The organism is Flagellimonas taeanensis (assembly GCF_003584105.1).
In the GTDB taxonomy this organism is placed as follows: Bacteria; Bacteroidota; Bacteroidia; order Flavobacteriales; family Flavobacteriaceae; genus Flagellimonas; species Flagellimonas taeanensis.
This window is the reverse complement of record NZ_QXFO01000022.1, coordinates 93,984-108,660: the sequence shown is the minus strand read 5'-3', so window position 1 is coordinate 108,660 and position 14,677 is coordinate 93,984. Positions and strand designations below refer to the sequence as shown.

Sequence of the window (14,677 nt, the reverse complement as noted above, 5' to 3'; positions counted from 1 at the left end):
TGAACCGTATTGAACGTTGAACAAATACCTTAAAATTTCTAGGGCAAATCTAGTGTTTTACTACCTATTTCTCTCCTACGAAAAAGGAAAAAACACAACAATCCTGTCAATTTTCCATCGCCCAAAAATGGAAATCCACAAAATTGCAACTACATGTTTTACAGATAGTTAAAAATTAATTTCTTTCTCCATTTTTTATTTATCAAATGTTGGCAGTACATTTTTAATCACTACATTTGTATCAAGATTTTTCTTACAAATGAAAAAAATAATATTATTGACCTCACTCCTCGCAGGTGCCTTTGCCATACTTGGAGGTATTGACGCATTTCATGGTGAAAGGGAGGTTGTTGACACTGCCGTTTCAAATGATGGGATGTCAACTATCTATGCTGCAAAGTATAAGGACTGCATAGACCAGGAGGATTTTCCTGAAAACTATGCTTCAGAGGCAAACAATGGGGAGGCCCACAACGAATGGGACATCAAAAAGGTGGAAAATTCCTTGGTGAAGTATAAAATTTCCATGGAAACGGCGACCAAAAACCTGAACTATATAGACGCGCATAATTTTATACACCAAGAGTTCCAGCGTTCCAAAGGCTACCTCCAGAACAAGGAGCTTTCCGAGGTGCAGGAACACTACCATCGGAAAATCATGCAAATATGCTATGACAACGATAAGGCCCTGAACCTTGGCTCGGCCAGTAGGCTATAGAATGCAAAAAGGGCGATTTATCGCCCTCTCTGTATAATTGTTGTCCCAAATCTTACCTTTTTTCCAACGGCACAAAGGATCTAAGGTTTTCCCCGATGTATACTTGACGAGGCCTTCCTATGGGTTCTTTTCGCAATCGCATCTCCCTCCATTGTGCTATCCAACCGGGCAATCTTCCCAATGCGAACATCACAGTGAACATCTCTGTTGGGATGCCGAGGGCACGATATATGATCCCAGAATAAAAATCGACGTTGGGGTACAGTTTTCTGTCCACAAAATAAGAATCTTCCAGAGCTTCTTTTTCCAGTCCCTTGGCAATATCAAGAATCGGGTCTTGGATGCCCAGGTTTCCAAGCACATCGTCTGCGGCTTTCTTAATGATCTTGGCCCTTGGGTCAAAATTCTTGTAGACTCGGTGTCCAAAGCCCATCAATCGGAACGGGTCGTCCTTGTCCTTGGCCTTCGCCATATATTTTTTGGTATCGCCACCATCTGCCTCGATAGCTTCCAACATTTCGAGAACCGCTTGGTTGGCACCACCATGAAGTGGTCCCCAAAGGGCCGAAATACCAGCGGACAACGAAGCAAATAAGCCTGCGTGTGATGATCCCACGATTCGCACGGTAGATGTGGAACAGTTCTGCTCATGGTCGGCATGCAATATCAACAATTTGTCCAATGCATCTATGGCGATAGGGTCTTTTTTGTATTCCTGGTTGGGTCTTTTGAACATCATTTTATGGATGTTCTCCACATATCCCAATGAATCATCACCATAATCCAACGGAAGACCTTTCTTTTTACGGAGCGTCCACGCCACCAATACCGGGAATTTGGCCAGAATTCGCACAATGGAGTTGTACATGGCCGTTTCGGAGGATACATCCACGGAAGTGGGGTTAAAGGCGACCAAAGCACTCGTCAGGGACGAAAGCACGCCCATGGGGTGGGCAGATTTTGGAAATCCGTCCAAGATCTTCTTCATCTCCTCATCCACTTGGGATTCCTCTTTAATGTCGTTATGGAATTTTTGCAATTGCGCCTTATTGGGCAGCTCGCCAAAAATAAGAAGGTAAGCTACTTCCAAAAAGTCGGCTTTCTCGGCCAACTCTTCAATGGAGTAACCTCGGTACCTCAATATCCCCTTTTCGCCATCGAGGAAGGTAACGGCACTTTCACAGGATCCCGTATTCTTGTAGCCCGGGTCTATGGTCACCATTCCCGTTTCGGCCCTCAACGTTTTTATATCTATAGCCAATTCATCTTCAGTACCTTTGATTACGGGGAATTCATACCGTTTACCCCCATATTCGAGTATAGCTTTATCCGACATTTATACAATTAAATAGATTAGTAAAAATAGAATGCGGAATTTACGAAAAAGCGGAACCATTAACAATTTACTGTTGTGATTTGTGCTGTTATTAACAATAAAATATCAATGACAAGAAATCCTCAATTTGTTTTGTAAAGTTGTGTATAATATTCGTCCACGGACTTTTGCCAAGTGAAGCGCATTTTCTTGGCGGAAGCCTGGATCTTTTTCCATTTGGGCTTGTCGTTTTCAAACACATCCAGTGCCTCATCCAAGGCCTTCAACATGTTCTTTATCTTTTCATCATAACTGTCGCCATCGAAACTGAAACCTGTGACCATATGCTCCACGGTATCCTTCAAGCCACCAGTGTGATGGACAAGACATGGGTTCCCATTGCGCATGGCCAACATCTGGCTGATGCCGCACGGCTCAAAAAGACTAGGCATAAAATAGAGATCGGATTCCAAGTACATGGAATCAATCAATTTCTCCGATTGGCCATTGGTAAAGATGAAATTCTTATGTTCGTAACTCAGTTTTCTGAAAAGCTCCTCGTACTCGGGTGCCCCGGTTCCCAAGAGTATGAAGATTCCGTCCACTTTTTCCAAACGTTTCAGGATTTCCACAAAGGCTTCGGGGGAACGCATAAAGAAATAGAATTTCTGTTCCGTCAAACGGGCCACACTGGATGCGATGAACTTGGGCCTGTTCTCCACATAATCCATAATCTTTTCCCCGGTATGGGCCAGAAAATCCGCTTTGTACTTCTTGGACTCTTCCTGCAACCATCGAAATAGGGCCTTGACGGTGTTGCGGTAGATATTTCCTTTTTTCTCCTTGTTGATGTTTTTGTAATTGCAGCCGTTCAAGATACCGAAGAGCCTTCCTTCGGCATCGGCCTTTTGCAGGTCCCGTTCCAGACCTTCCCCTCCTATGAACTCGGGCGGGGAGCTGGGCAATAGCACATCTTCCTTATAGGATGGGGAAACGGTGTGCACTGCATCCGCAAAGCGGATGCCCACGGCCATGAGGTTGATGCAGTCCCGGTATCTGTAGTCCATCAATGCCCTATGGTCAATGGCAATATCAGGAAACCAGTTCCTCACGGATGAATAATTGTTTTCGAACGGCCTTATGCCCTGAATGGCCAAATTGTGGATACTGTACACAAACCGGATATCCTTAAGGTTGGTGTACTCGGGATGGAATTTTCTCAAGAACAGCAAAAGACTGGAGTGCCAATCGTGCAAATGGACCACATCCAACTTCCCAAATGCGCCTTTTTTGATAGCCTCTGCCACTGCGGTACAAAAAATGAAATATTTTATGGCATCGGTATAGAACGGTTCTTCCGGGTCGTTATGATAAATGTGTGCAATGTCACCGGCCTCTATCTCAGGATGGTGCAGTACATAGTGGAAGATGTTCGGAAATTCCTTCTTTGGCTTTACTTCGTAGAGTTCCGCGGTATAGCCCATCCCCCTCAGGGAGAAATTGACCGTGGTCTTGGGCACACCCCCATGATGGAGCCTTGAATAGGATGGTACAATGACATGGACCCTGTCCCCACGTTCGGAAATCTGTCTTGGGACGTCCCGTACAACATCGCCCATGCCTCCAGCCTTGCAGTTTTCCAAGGCATCATTTTCGGCCGCTACGAAAAGAAAATTGTTCATCAGGGAAATTTTAAAAGGTATGTTTAGTTGAACATCAATTTAACCAAACTTTGTTAGTGTAACAAAAAAAAGCCCCTCCAAATTTGGAAGGGCTTTTATAGCTGAAAAATCGCTTTTCATTAGTTGACCTTGAAGGCTTTTTCCTGCGGATAGTAGGCTACACTTCCCAACTCCTCCTCTATTCTGAGCAACTGGTTGTACTTGGCCATACGGTCGCTCCTTGAAGCCGAACCGGTCTTAATCTGACCTGTGTTCAACGCCACTGCGAGATCGGCGATGGTATTGTCCTCGGTTTCCCCAGATCGGTGCGACATCACTGAGGTGTATCCTGCATTTTTTGCCATGTTCACAGCAGCAATGGTCTCGGTAAGGGTACCGATTTGGTTCACTTTGATCAAAATGGAGTTGGCTATGCCGTTCTCGATGCCTCTGGACAAACGCTCCACATTGGTCACGAACAAATCATCGCCTACCAATTGTACCTTGTCCCCAATTTTTTCTGTCAACAGTTTCCATCCGTCCCAATCGTTCTCATCCATTCCATCTTCAATGGAAATGATAGGGTATTTTGCACAAAGGTCGGCCAAATATTGTGCCTGCTCGGCAGAGGTCCTCACCATCCCCTTGTCACCTTCAAACTTGGTATAATCGTATTTTCCGTCCACATAGAATTCGGCAGAGGCACAATCCAAGGCGATCATGACATCGTCACCCAATTTGTACCCAGCCTTTTCCACAGCTTTTGCGATGGTGTCCAAAGCATCTTCCGTACCTCCGGCCAAGTTTGGTGCAAAACCTCCCTCATCCCCTACAGCGGTGCTCAATCCACGATCGTGCAACACTTTTTTAAGGTTGTGGAAAATCTCGGTACCCATCTGCATGGAGTGACTGAAATTTTTCGCCTTTACGGGCATTACCATAAATTCCTGGAACGCAATGGGCGCATCGGAGTGCGAACCTCCGTTGATAATGTTCATCATGGGCACAGGAAGGGTGTTGGCACTTACCCCGCCCACATATCGGTAAAGGGGCATGCCCAACTCGTTCGCGGCCGCTTTGGCCACGGCGAGGGAAACACCCAAAATGGCATTGGCGCCCAACTTGGATTTGTTCGGCGTGCCATCCAGTTCGATCATGATCTGGTCTATTTGATTTTGTTCAAAGACCGAAGTCCCCACCAATTCCTCTGCAATGATGGTATTGACGTTGTTGACGGCATTGGTCACGCCTTTTCCCATAAACGAGCTTCCTCCATCACGCAATTCAACAGCTTCGTGTTCTCCCGTAGAGGCTCCTGAAGGCACTGCGGCCCTTCCTAAAATACCATTTTCGGTAACGACGTCTACCTCTACCGTAGGATTACCTCTTGAATCTAATATCTGTCTTGCATGAATGTTGATGATAATGCTCATTGTAACGCTTTATTAATGTTTTGATTTTATTGGGCTAAGATACAAAAGGAGCGCCTTTTAGATACTATGTTGCTCTCGATAAAACCCTCTTGATAACCTAAAAATAAAACTATAACGATTTAGTTTTTTCCTGTTTTGATCATATCAAAAAACTGATCGAACAGATAGTCTGCATCATGGGGTCCAGGACTAGCCTCTGGGTGGTATTGCACCGAGAAAACGTCCTTGCCCTTCATCCGGATTCCGGCCACGGTCTGATCGTTCAGATGGACATGGGTGATCTCCAGTTCTGGGTTTGCTTCGGTCTCCTCCCGGTTCACTGCAAAGCCATGATTCTGGGAAGTAATCTCCCCCTTGCCCGTTACCAGGTTCAATATGGGATGGTTGATCCCCCTGTGCCCATTGTGCATCTTATAAGTGGACACTCCATTGGCCAAGGCCAGTACTTGGTGGCCCAAACAGATCCCGAACAAGGGTTTGTCGGATTTTATCATTTCCTTGGCCGCTGCAATGGCATCCGTCAATGGCTCTGGGTCACCGGGTCCGTTGGATATAAAATAACCATCGGGGTTCCACGCCTTCATTTCCTCAAAAGAAGCGTTGTAAGGGAACACTTTGATATAGGCTCCTCTTTTGGCCAGGTTTCTCAAGATGTTCTTTTTGATCCCGATGTCCAAAGCAGAGATCCGATATGTTGAATTTTCGTCCCCGTAATAATAGGGTTCTTTGGTGGAAACCTTGGAAGAAAGCTCCAACCCTTCCATGCTGGGCACTTGTTTGAGCTCTTCCTTCAGGGCATCTATCTCATCGACCCTAGTGGAGATCAAGGCATTCATGGCCCCATTGTCCCGGATATAGCTCACCAGGGCACGTGTGTCCACATCCGAAATGGCGAAGAGGTTGTTTTTGTCCAAAAATTCCAAAAGGCTGGAATCTGCACTTGGTCTGGAATACTCGTAGCTGAAATTTTTACAGATAAGCCCTGCGATCTTGACGGTTTCGGATTCCACTTCGTCTTCCTGGGTGCCGTAGTTGCCGATATGGGCATTGGTGGTCACCATTAACTGTCCGAAATAGGAAGGGTCGGTAAAAATTTCCTGATAACCGGTCATCCCCGTGTTGAAACAGACTTCCCCAACGGCGGTACCTTCCTTTCCTCCAACGGATTTCCCATAGAAAATGGTCCCATCGGCCAACAAAATCAATGCGCTTTTCTTTGTGTGATACTTCATGCTGTGTTCTAATTTCTATTTTGACAAAAAAACATAAAAAAAGGATAAGTTCTCACTTATCCTTTTTCCACTAATATAATAGTTGATAACATTCTTCTTACTCTTCAGAATCGTCGGTTTTGGTTTCAGTCTCAGCGACCGGTGCGACCACCTCTGCTTTCTTGCTGCCTCCCCTTCGGCTTCTTCGGGTCGATTTCTTGGCGGGCTTACCAGCGTTGTACAGCTCGTTGAAGTCCACCAACTCGATCATCGCCATATCGGCATTGTCACCCAAACGGTTGCCCAATTTGATGATACGGGTATACCCTCCTGGTCTGTCGCCTACTTTCTCGGCCACAGTTCCAAAAAGTTCGGTCACCGCTTCCTTGCTCCTCAAGTTGCTGAAAACAATCCTTCTGTTGTGCGTACCTTTTTCGGCAGTCTGGTTGTTCTCGGTCTTTGATTTGGTGATCAAAGGCTCAACGAACTGCTTCAAAGCCTTGGCCTTGGCAACAGTGGTGCTGATTCTCTTGTGCTCTATCAAGGAACAGGCCATATTGGCCAACATTGCTTTTCTATGGGCCGATTTCCTTCCTAAGTGATTGATTTTTTTACCGTGTCTCATGTTTACAGTTTATCATCTTGCTGCCAAATCCCCGGTTTAGAGGGAGAGCAAAATATGATTATTTAATCTTTATCTAATTTGTATTTGCTCAAATCCATTCCAAACTGAAGTCCTTTGTTGATCACCAACTCTTCCAATTCGGTCAAAGATTTTTTACCAAAGTTCCTAAATTTCATTAGGTCGTTCTTGTTGAAGGAAACCAAATCTCCCAAAGTATCCACTTCGGCGGCTTTCAGACAGTTCAATGCCCTTACGGACAGGTCCATGTCCACCAATTTGGTTTTCAACAGTTGACGCATGTGCAATGACTCTTCATCATAGGTCTCTGTCTGTGCGATCTCATCAGCCTCCAAGGTGATGCGCTCATCGGAGAACAACATAAAATGGTGGATCAAAACCTTAGCGGCTTCGGTCAATGCATCTTTTGGGTGGATGGAACCATCGGTGATGATCTCAAAAACCAATTTCTCATAATCGGTCTTTTGCTCTACCCTGTAGTTCTCGATGCTATATTTTACGTTCTTTACGGGAGTGTACACAGAGTCCACTGCGATGCTACCAAGCGGTGCATTGGATTTCTTGTTCTCCTCTGCAGGAACATATCCACGTCCTTTTTCGATGACGATTTCCATGTTGATGCTCACTTTGGGACCCATGTTGCAGATCACCAAATCTGGGTTGAGCACCTGATATCCAGAAATGAATTTCTGGAAATCTCCGGCTGTCAATTGTTCTTTTCCGCTCACAGAAATGGAAACGGTCTCGCTCTCAACATCATCAATCTGTCTTTTGAACCTAACTTGTTTTAGGTTCAATATGATTTCAGTTACATCCTCAACAACGCCAGGGACGACAGAAAATTCATGTTCAACTCCATCTATGCGCACAGAAGTGATGGCAAAACCTTCCAAAGAGGAAAGCAATACCCTTCTCAGCGCGTTCCCAACTGTCAATCCATAACCAGGTTCCAAAGGGCGGAATTCAAATTTCCCTTCGAAATCTGTTGAATCTATCATTATAACTTTATCGGGCTTCTGAAAATTAAGTAATGCCATAATTGGATTAATGTTGAATTCTTATTTAGAGTATAATTCGACGATCAGCTGCTCCTTGATGTTTTCAGGAATCTGGATTCTTTGGGGAACAGATACGAAAGTACCTTCCTTCTTTTCAGAATTCCAAGTGATCCATTCATAAACGGAACTATTGGCAGCCAATGAATCTACGATGGATTCAACGGATTTTGATTTTTCCCTTACACCTACCACGTCACCTGCTTTCAGCTTGTATGAAGGAATGTTCACTACTTCACCGTTTACAGTGATGTGCCTGTGTGAGACCAACTGTCGTGCACCTCTTCTTGAAGGGGAAATTCCCATTCTGTAGACTACGTTGTCCAAACGGGATTCGCACAACTGGAGCAATACCTCACCGGTAACTCCTTCTTTTCTTTTGGCCTCGGCGAACAAGTTACGGAACTGACGCTCCAAAATACCATAGGTATATTTGGCCTTTTGTTTTTCCATCAACTGCACGGCATATTCCGATTTCTTGCCGCGACGTCTGTTGTTACCGTGTTGCCCTGGAGGGTAATTTTTCTTTTCGAAGGATTTGTCATCTCCGAAAATCGCTTCTCCAAATTTTCTAGCGATCTTTGTTTTTGGTCCTGTGTATCTTGCCATCTTCTTTAATTTGGAAAGCGCGATTATGAATTAAGGCTTATCCTTCGATAATCTAACTGCGCTTTCTGTGAAGACCCTCTAGGGGCCATTTGATTATACTTGATTAAACTCTTCTTCTTTTGGGTGGCCTACAACCGTTGTGTGGTAGTGGGGTCACATCGATGATCTCGGTGACTTCAATCCCTGAATTGTGGATGGAACGTATAGCAGATTCCCTACCGTTACCTGGTCCTTTTACATATACCTTCACTTTACGCAATCCAGCTTCATGGGCTACCTTGGAGCAATCCTCTGCTGCCACCTGTGCGGCATAGGGAGTGTTCTTTTTGGATCCGCGGAATCCCATTTTTCCTGCTGATGACCAAGAGATCACATCCCCCTTCTTATTGGTCAGGGAAATGATGATGTTGTTGAAAGATGCCACTACGTGCGCCTCCCCGGTAGATTCTACGATTACCTTGCGCTTTTTGGTAGCTGTTTTGGTACTTGCCTTTGCCATATCTTTTAGTTTCTAGTTGTTAGCTCTTAGTTATTGGAATCCTAGACTTTTACATTTCAAACAGATTCTTCTAACGTCTAAAGACTAATGACTGTTCTTATTATTTGGTTGCCTTTTTCTTGTTGGCAACTGTTTTACGTTTTCCTTTTCTGGTCCTAGAGTTGTTCTTGGTACGTTGTCCCCTAAGTGGTAGTCCAGCTCTGTGACGAATTCCACGGTAACAACCGATGTCCATCAAACGCTTGATGTTCATTTGGGTCTCTGAACGAAGCTCTCCTTCGATGGTGAAAGTGGAAACGGCGTCCCTGATCCTACCGATCTCGTCATCGTTCCAGTCGGACACCTTGGTATCCTCACTTACCTGGGCCATCTTCAAAATCTCTTGCGCCCTGCTTTTACCTATTCCAAAAATATAGGTAAGTGAAATAACGCCACGCTTTTGTTTAGGTATATCTACACCTGCAATTCTTGCCATAACTACCCTTGTCTTTGTTTAAATCTAGGATTCTTTTTGTTGATTACGTACAATCTGCCTTTTCTGCGTACTATTATACACTCGGCACTCCTCTTCTTTATTGATGCTCTTACTTTCATTGTAACTAGTATCTATAAGTAATTCTTGCTTTTGTTAAATCGTATGGGCTCATTTCCAACTTTACTTTGTCCCCTGGGAGCAATTTGATGTAGTGCATCCTCATTTTCCCAGAGATGTGTGCTGTTACAACGTGCCCATTTTCCAATTCTACCCTGAACATTGCGTTTGACAATGCCTCAATGATAGTCCCGTCTTGTTCTATTGCTGACTGCTTTGCCATAGGGTTATGCTACTTTTCTGTTTTTTCCGGTTTTCATCAAGCCGTCATAATGCCTGTTCAATAAATAGGAATTGACTTGTTGTACCGTATCAATGGCCACACCCACCATGATCAACAGCGATGTTCCACCGTAAAACAGGGCCCAGCCTGCCTGCACATCCATCAACTTGACCACCAATGCGGGCAATACGGCCAACAGGGCCAAGAAAATAGATCCTGGCAGGGTAATCAATGACATGATTTTGTCCAAATAATCCCCGGTTTCTTTTCCAGGTCTGATACCTGGTATGAAACCGCCACTTCTTTTCAGGTCATCGGCCATTTTGTTGGTAGGCACGGTGATGGCTGTATAGAAGTAGGTAAAGATAATGATCAGTACAGCGAACAGGATGTTGTAGGCCAATCCGAAGATATCGGCGAATTGGACTTCCATCCACTGTCCCACTGCAGTATTGTTGAACGTTCTTCCCAACAAACTTGGCGCGAACATGATCGCTTGGGCGAAAATGATGGGCATTACCCCGGAAGCGTTCAATTTTAATGGGATATATTGTCTAGCTCCCATGATGTTTTTTTCATAACCTCCAGAAGCTGTCCTTCTGGCATATTGTACCGGTATCTGTCTCACTGCCATGACCAATAGCACACTGGCCAAGATGACCAAGAACCATACGATCACTTCTATCAGCATGAACATGATGCCCCCTGTGTTGTTCGTAGTCCTAGAGATGAACTCCTGCACAAAAGATTGTGGCATGGTAGCAATGATCCCTACCATGATCAACAAAGAAATACCGTTTCCAATTCCTTTATCAGTGATTTTTTCACCCAACCACATGGCAAACACACATCCGGTGACCAAGATCACAACGGAAGGGATGATGAAATCCAGTCCTTTTCCCAATACAAAGGCACTGTCCGGCACTCCCAAAGCTCCAAGACCATACAGATAAGCTGGTGCTTGGACAATACAGATACCGATGGTCAACCAACGGGTAATCTGGTTGATGGTCTTTCTACCGCTTTCCCCTTCTTTCTGCAATTTTTGCAGGTAAGGAATGGCGATTCCCATCAACTGTACCACAATGGATGCGGAAATGTAGGGCATGATCCCCAATGCAAATACAGATGCATTGGCAAAAGCACCTCCTGTGAAAGCATTAAGAATTCCCAAAATACCCGAATCGGTTTGGGAGGCCAATTGGGCCAATTGGGCAGTATCAATACCGGGAAGCACGACCTGGGCACCAAAACGGTATACCAACAATAGGCCGAGCGTAAGGATGATGCGCTGTCTCAGCTCATCAATTTTCCAGATATTTGATATGGTCTCGATAAATTTCTTCATGCTATATGTACTTATAAACTTATTGCCTCACCTCCGGCAGCCTCAATGGCAGCTTTTGCGGAAGCACTAAATTTATGTGCAGATACTTTTAGGGACGCCTTCAACTCTCCATTGCCCAAAATCTTCACCAAATCGTTCTTGTGCGCCAATCCGTTCTGGATCAAGGTGTCCAATGTAACTTCGTTCTTTACACCGGCATTGTCCACCAATTCCTGAAGTTTGGCCAAGTTGACTGCTTTGTAGTCCTTTCTGTTGATGTTCTTGAAACCAAACTTGGGAACCCTTCTCTGCAAGGGCATCTGGCCTCCTTCAAAACCAATTTTCTTGGAATACCCAGATCTTGCTTTGGCCCCTTTGTGTCCACGGGTGGAAGTGCCTCCTTTTCCAGAGCCCTCTCCTCTTCCTACACGTTTTCCTTCTTTGTGAACAGCGCCTTCCGCTGGTTTAAGATTATGTAAATCCATGTGCCGTTATATTTTTAGGCTTCCTCTGTGGAAACCAAGTGTTTTACCTTATTTATCATTCCAAGGATATTAGGCGTTGCATCGTGTTCAACAACATGCCCGATCTTGCGCAGTCCAAGGGCCTCCAAAGTCCTTTTTTGGTTCTGTGGCCTTTTGATGGCGCTCTTTACTTGTTTTACCTTAATCTTTGACATAATATCCTCTTTTATCCTTTAAAGACTTTTTCCAAAGAAATGCCTCTTTGTTTTGCCACGGTATCGGCGCTCCTCAACTGCAATAGGGCATCAAAAGTTGCCTTTACAACGTTGTGGGGGTTGGATGAACCTTGTGACTTTGACAATACATCGTGTACACCAACCGCTTCGAGTACGGCCCTAACCGCACCACCTGCGATCACTCCGGTACCATGGGAAGCTGGCTGGATGTAAACCTTTGCACCTCCGTACTTCCCTTTTTGTTCGTGGGGAAGTGTGGCTTTGTTCAAAGGAATGCGGACCAAGTTCTTTTTGGCATCCTCGATGGCTTTTGCAATAGCGGTTGCAACTTCCTTTGATTTACCCAAACCATGTCCAACAACACCGTTTTCATCACCAACCACAACAATTGCAGAAAAACCGAAGGCCCTACCACCTTTAGTTACCTTGGTAACCCTTTGTACTCCAACCAAACGGTCTTTCAACTCCAGTCCACCTGGCTTAACAATCTCTACGTTCTTATAATTTTGGTACATAGCTCTTATTAGAATTTTAGTCCTGCTTCCCTAGCTCCTTCAGCCAATGATTTTACTCTTCCGTGGTATAGGTTTCCTCCCCTATCAAAAGCCACGGTATCCACACCAAGCTTAAGGGCTTTTTCGGCAATGGCCTTACCAACGGCAGTGGCCACATCGGATTTGGATCCTTTAGCATCGACACCTTTGTCCCTAGACGATGCAGCGGCAAGGGTAACCCCTTTGTTGTCATCAATCAACTGGACATATATTTCCTTGTTGCTCCTGAAAACGGACAATCTTGGTCTTGCTTCAGTTCCGAAGGATACTTTGCGTATTCTTCTTCGGATGCGTAATTTTCTTTCAGTCTTAGATAATCCCATAGTCTTATATCATTAAGCTGATTTACCTGCTTTTCTTCTTAGTTGCTCACCCACAAACTTGATACCTTTTCCTTTGTAAGGCTCTGGCTTACGGAAACCTCTGATCTTGGCAGCTACCTGTCCTACCAGTTGTTTGTCATGAGATGTTAGTTTCACGATAGGGTTCTTCCCCTTTTCTGAGATGGTCTCAATTTGCACCTCTGGAGCGATGTCCAGAACGATGTTGTGTGAGAATCCTAGGGCAAGGTCCAATTTCTGTCCTTGGTTGCTGGCCCTATATCCAACCCCAACGAGTTCCAATTGCTTGGTCCAACCTTGTGAAACACCTTTGATCATATTGGCTACAAGGGCACGGTACAGTCCGTGTTTTGCTTTGTGCTCTTTGGAATCTGAAGGTCTTTCCACGATCACGCTTCCATCTTCCAACTTTACATCAACTTCCGAGAAATCCTGGGAAAGTTCCCCCAATTTACCTTTTACAGTCACCACGGCATCTTTCACCTCTACGGTCACCCCATCAGGAATTGTAATTGGATTGTTACCTATTCTTGACATTTTTCTTCTCTTTTCTCTATTAATATACGTAGCACAATACTTCGCCACCGACGTTTTCCTGCTTGGCCTGCTTGCTGGTCATCACTCCGTGTGAAGTGGACACGATGGCAATACCCAAACCGTTCAACACCCTTGGAAGCTCATCAGAAGCTGCATATTTGCGAAGTCCGGGTTTACTTACCCTTTGTAGCTTCTTGATAATGGGCTCCTTGGTGGATTTGTCATACTTAAGGGCTATCTTGATATTTCCCTGTACTTTGTCTTCCTCGAACTTGTAGCTCAAAATATAGCCTTGATCGAACAATATTTTGGTAATCTGTTTCTTAAGATTGGAAGCGGGAATATCCACTACCCTATGACCTGCCTTACTGGCATTTCTAATTCTGGTCAGATAATCTGAAATTGGATCTGTAAGCATTTCTTTTCTTTGTCTAAATTACCAACTTGCCTTTTTAACACCTGGAATCAAGCCCTTGTTGGCCATTTCCCTGAACATGACCCTGGATATACCAAATGTTCTCATGTATCCTCTCGGTCTTCCGGTCAATTTGCAACGGTTGTGCATACGTACGGGAGATGCGTTCTTTGGCAACTTCTGAAGTGCCTCATAATCTCCAGCCTCTTTCAGTGCCTTTCTTTTCTCGGCATACTTCTCAACCATTTTTGCCCTTTTTCTCTCACGGGCTTTCATTGATTCCTTGGCCATACTAGTTCTTTTTAAAGGGTATTCCCAATTGGGTTAACAATGATTTTGCTTCTTTATCAGTATCGGCAGAAGTAACGAAGGTGATATCCATTCCATTGATCCTGTTGATCCTGTCTATGTTGATCTCTGGGAAGATGATCTGCTCGGTGATACCTAGGTTGTAATTGCCCCTACCGTCAAAACCGGTGGCCTTTACTCCTTGGAAATCACGTACCCTTGGAAGGGCGGTGGTGATCAATCTATCCAAAAATTCGTACATACGCTCTCCTCTGAGGGTCACTTTGGCCCCAATGGGCATTCCTTTTCTCAATTTGAAGGTAGCAACGTCCTTTTTGGAAATGGTGGCAACGGCTTTCTGACCTGTAATGTTGGTCAGCTCGTCCACCGCGTGGTCTATGAGCTTTTTGTCGGACACAGCGGCACCAACACCTCTACTCACAACTATCTTTTCCAATTTTGGAACTTGCATTACGTTCTTGTAACCAAACTCATCGGTAAGAGCTTTGATCACACGCTCCTTATATTCTTGCTTTAATCTTGGGATGTAACTCAT

The 14,677-nt window shown here is 44.8% G+C and carries 21 protein-coding genes; 1 reads left to right on the top strand and 20 read right to left on the bottom strand.

Annotated features, from left to right (window positions below; all coding sequences use genetic code 11):
• Positions 1-259 precede the first annotated feature (259 nt).
• A complete protein-coding gene (locus D2V93_RS10800) occupies positions 260-718 on the top strand; it encodes a hypothetical protein (protein ID WP_119619491.1) in 459 nt (152 codons plus the stop codon).
• Positions 719-770: 52 nt separating this feature from the next.
• Here D2V93_RS10800 and D2V93_RS10795 read toward each other — a convergent pair whose 3' ends face one another.
• From D2V93_RS10795 to rplE, 20 genes are all read right to left on the bottom strand, one after another.
• Positions 771-2,054 (bottom strand): citrate synthase, encoded by a 1,284-nt coding sequence (locus D2V93_RS10795; protein WP_072881285.1) that lies wholly within the window; start codon positions 2,052-2,054, stop codon positions 771-773.
• A gap of 122 nt (positions 2,055-2,176) precedes the next feature.
• Complete coding sequence (locus D2V93_RS10790) at positions 2,177-3,715, bottom strand: glycogen synthase (RefSeq protein ID WP_119619490.1); 1,539 nt, start codon at positions 3,713-3,715, stop codon at positions 2,177-2,179.
• A gap of 119 nt (positions 3,716-3,834) precedes the next feature.
• On the bottom strand, positions 3,835-5,127 hold the full coding sequence (gene eno, locus D2V93_RS10785) for a phosphopyruvate hydratase (protein ID WP_072881281.1): 1,293 nt from the start codon (positions 5,125-5,127) through the stop codon (positions 3,835-3,837).
• A 119-nt stretch (positions 5,128-5,246) separates the two neighbouring features.
• On the bottom strand, positions 5,247-6,359 hold the full coding sequence (carA, locus tag D2V93_RS10780) for a glutamine-hydrolyzing carbamoyl-phosphate synthase small subunit (RefSeq protein WP_119619489.1): 1,113 nt from the start codon (positions 6,357-6,359) through the stop codon (positions 5,247-5,249).
• Positions 6,360-6,456: 97 nt separating this feature from the next.
• A complete protein-coding gene (gene rplQ / locus D2V93_RS10775; protein WP_119619488.1) occupies positions 6,457-6,963 on the bottom strand; it encodes a 50S ribosomal protein L17 in 507 nt (168 codons plus the stop codon).
• A gap of 62 nt (positions 6,964-7,025) precedes the next feature.
• Positions 7,026-8,018: a DNA-directed RNA polymerase subunit alpha gene (locus tag D2V93_RS10770; RefSeq protein ID WP_072881275.1), complete on the bottom strand. Its 993-nt coding sequence runs from the start codon at positions 8,016-8,018 to the stop codon at positions 7,026-7,028.
• A gap of 21 nt (positions 8,019-8,039) precedes the next feature.
• Positions 8,040-8,645: a 30S ribosomal protein S4 gene (rpsD, locus tag D2V93_RS10765; protein ID WP_072881273.1), complete on the bottom strand. Its 606-nt coding sequence runs from the start codon at positions 8,643-8,645 to the stop codon at positions 8,040-8,042.
• A gap of 103 nt (positions 8,646-8,748) precedes the next feature.
• Complete coding sequence (rpsK, locus tag D2V93_RS10760) at positions 8,749-9,144, bottom strand: 30S ribosomal protein S11 (RefSeq protein ID WP_072881271.1); 396 nt, start codon at positions 9,142-9,144, stop codon at positions 8,749-8,751.
• Between the two features lie 100 nt (positions 9,145-9,244).
• The gene (rpsM, locus tag D2V93_RS10755; protein WP_072881268.1) at positions 9,245-9,619 is read right to left on the bottom strand and encodes a 30S ribosomal protein S13; all 375 of its coding nucleotides are present in this window, start codon (positions 9,617-9,619) and stop codon (positions 9,245-9,247) included.
• A 2-nt stretch (positions 9,620-9,621) separates the two neighbouring features.
• The gene (gene ykgO / locus D2V93_RS10750; protein ID WP_014166264.1) at positions 9,622-9,738 is read right to left on the bottom strand and encodes a type B 50S ribosomal protein L36; all 117 of its coding nucleotides are present in this window, start codon (positions 9,736-9,738) and stop codon (positions 9,622-9,624) included.
• 5 nt (positions 9,739-9,743) lie between these two features.
• Positions 9,744-9,959: a translation initiation factor IF-1 gene (infA, locus tag D2V93_RS10745; protein ID WP_008239515.1), complete on the bottom strand. Its 216-nt coding sequence runs from the start codon at positions 9,957-9,959 to the stop codon at positions 9,744-9,746.
• A gap of 4 nt (positions 9,960-9,963) precedes the next feature.
• Positions 9,964-11,307 carry a preprotein translocase subunit SecY gene (secY, locus tag D2V93_RS10740; protein ID WP_072881266.1) on the bottom strand — a complete coding sequence of 448 codons (1,344 nt, stop codon included), beginning with the start codon at positions 11,305-11,307 and terminating at the stop codon, positions 9,964-9,966.
• A gap of 11 nt (positions 11,308-11,318) precedes the next feature.
• Positions 11,319-11,771: a 50S ribosomal protein L15 gene (gene rplO / locus D2V93_RS10735; RefSeq protein ID WP_119619487.1), complete on the bottom strand. Its 453-nt coding sequence runs from the start codon at positions 11,769-11,771 to the stop codon at positions 11,319-11,321.
• A gap of 14 nt (positions 11,772-11,785) precedes the next feature.
• The gene (rpmD, locus tag D2V93_RS10730) at positions 11,786-11,965 is read right to left on the bottom strand and encodes a 50S ribosomal protein L30 (protein ID WP_072881262.1); all 180 of its coding nucleotides are present in this window, start codon (positions 11,963-11,965) and stop codon (positions 11,786-11,788) included.
• Between the two features lie 11 nt (positions 11,966-11,976).
• A complete protein-coding gene (gene rpsE, locus D2V93_RS10725) occupies positions 11,977-12,501 on the bottom strand; it encodes a 30S ribosomal protein S5 (protein WP_072881260.1) in 525 nt (174 codons plus the stop codon).
• 8 nt (positions 12,502-12,509) lie between these two features.
• Entirely contained in the window at positions 12,510-12,863 is a 354-nt protein-coding gene (gene rplR / locus D2V93_RS10720) for a 50S ribosomal protein L18 (protein WP_072881258.1), read from the bottom strand.
• Positions 12,864-12,875: 12 nt separating this feature from the next.
• Complete coding sequence (gene rplF / locus D2V93_RS10715) at positions 12,876-13,418, bottom strand: 50S ribosomal protein L6 (protein WP_072881255.1); 543 nt, start codon at positions 13,416-13,418, stop codon at positions 12,876-12,878.
• 19 nt (positions 13,419-13,437) lie between these two features.
• Positions 13,438-13,836, bottom strand: coding sequence for a 30S ribosomal protein S8 (gene rpsH, locus D2V93_RS10710; RefSeq protein ID WP_072881253.1), 399 nt, complete (start codon positions 13,834-13,836; stop codon positions 13,438-13,440).
• Positions 13,837-13,854: 18 nt separating this feature from the next.
• A complete protein-coding gene (rpsN, locus tag D2V93_RS10705) occupies positions 13,855-14,124 on the bottom strand; it encodes a 30S ribosomal protein S14 (protein ID WP_072881251.1) in 270 nt (89 codons plus the stop codon).
• Between the two features lies 1 nt (position 14,125).
• Entirely contained in the window at positions 14,126-14,677 is a 552-nt protein-coding gene (gene rplE / locus D2V93_RS10700; RefSeq protein WP_072881249.1) for a 50S ribosomal protein L5, read from the bottom strand.

What these genes read in the sequence shown, in the direction of transcription:
- D2V93_RS10800 (WP_119619491.1), top strand. Translation starts at nt 260, where the DNA reads ATGAAAAAAATAATATTATTGACCTCACTCCTCGCAGGTGCCTTTGCC.
- D2V93_RS10795 (WP_072881285.1), bottom strand. Translation starts at nt 2,054, where the DNA reads ATGTCGGATAAAGCTATACTCGAATATGGGGGTAAACGGTATGAATTC.
- D2V93_RS10790 (WP_119619490.1), bottom strand. Translation starts at nt 3,715, where the DNA reads ATGAACAATTTTCTTTTCGTAGCGGCCGAAAATGATGCCTTGGAAAAC.
- eno (WP_072881281.1), bottom strand. Translation starts at nt 5,127, where the DNA reads ATGAGCATTATCATCAACATTCATGCAAGACAGATATTAGATTCAAGA.
- carA (WP_119619489.1), bottom strand. Translation starts at nt 6,359, where the DNA reads ATGAAGTATCACACAAAGAAAAGCGCATTGATTTTGTTGGCCGATGGG.
- rplQ (WP_119619488.1), bottom strand. Translation starts at nt 6,963, where the DNA reads ATGAGACACGGTAAAAAAATCAATCACTTAGGAAGGAAATCGGCCCAT.
- D2V93_RS10770 (WP_072881275.1), bottom strand. Translation starts at nt 8,018, where the DNA reads ATGGCATTACTTAATTTTCAGAAGCCCGATAAAGTTATAATGATAGAT.
- rpsD (WP_072881273.1), bottom strand. Translation starts at nt 8,645, where the DNA reads ATGGCAAGATACACAGGACCAAAAACAAAGATCGCTAGAAAATTTGGA.
- rpsK (WP_072881271.1), bottom strand. Translation starts at nt 9,144, where the DNA reads ATGGCAAAGGCAAGTACCAAAACAGCTACCAAAAAGCGCAAGGTAATC.
- rpsM (WP_072881268.1), bottom strand. Translation starts at nt 9,619, where the DNA reads ATGGCAAGAATTGCAGGTGTAGATATACCTAAACAAAAGCGTGGCGTT.
- ykgO (WP_014166264.1), bottom strand. Translation starts at nt 9,738, where the DNA reads ATGAAAGTAAGAGCATCAATAAAGAAGAGGAGTGCCGAGTGTATAATA.
- infA (WP_008239515.1), bottom strand. Translation starts at nt 9,959, where the DNA reads ATGGCAAAGCAGTCAGCAATAGAACAAGACGGGACTATCATTGAGGCA.
- secY (WP_072881266.1), bottom strand. Translation starts at nt 11,307, where the DNA reads ATGAAGAAATTTATCGAGACCATATCAAATATCTGGAAAATTGATGAG.
- rplO (WP_119619487.1), bottom strand. Translation starts at nt 11,771, where the DNA reads ATGGATTTACATAATCTTAAACCAGCGGAAGGCGCTGTTCACAAAGAA.
- rpmD (WP_072881262.1), bottom strand. Translation starts at nt 11,965, where the DNA reads ATGTCAAAGATTAAGGTAAAACAAGTAAAGAGCGCCATCAAAAGGCCA.
- rpsE (WP_072881260.1), bottom strand. Translation starts at nt 12,501, where the DNA reads ATGTACCAAAATTATAAGAACGTAGAGATTGTTAAGCCAGGTGGACTG.
- rplR (WP_072881258.1), bottom strand. Translation starts at nt 12,863, where the DNA reads ATGGGATTATCTAAGACTGAAAGAAAATTACGCATCCGAAGAAGAATA.
- rplF (WP_072881255.1), bottom strand. Translation starts at nt 13,418, where the DNA reads ATGTCAAGAATAGGTAACAATCCAATTACAATTCCTGATGGGGTGACC.
- rpsH (WP_072881253.1), bottom strand. Translation starts at nt 13,836, where the DNA reads ATGCTTACAGATCCAATTTCAGATTATCTGACCAGAATTAGAAATGCC.
- rpsN (WP_072881251.1), bottom strand. Translation starts at nt 14,124, where the DNA reads ATGGCCAAGGAATCAATGAAAGCCCGTGAGAGAAAAAGGGCAAAAATG.
- rplE (WP_072881249.1), bottom strand. Translation starts at nt 14,677, where the DNA reads ATGAGTTACATCCCAAGATTAAAGCAAGAATATAAGGAGCGTGTGATC.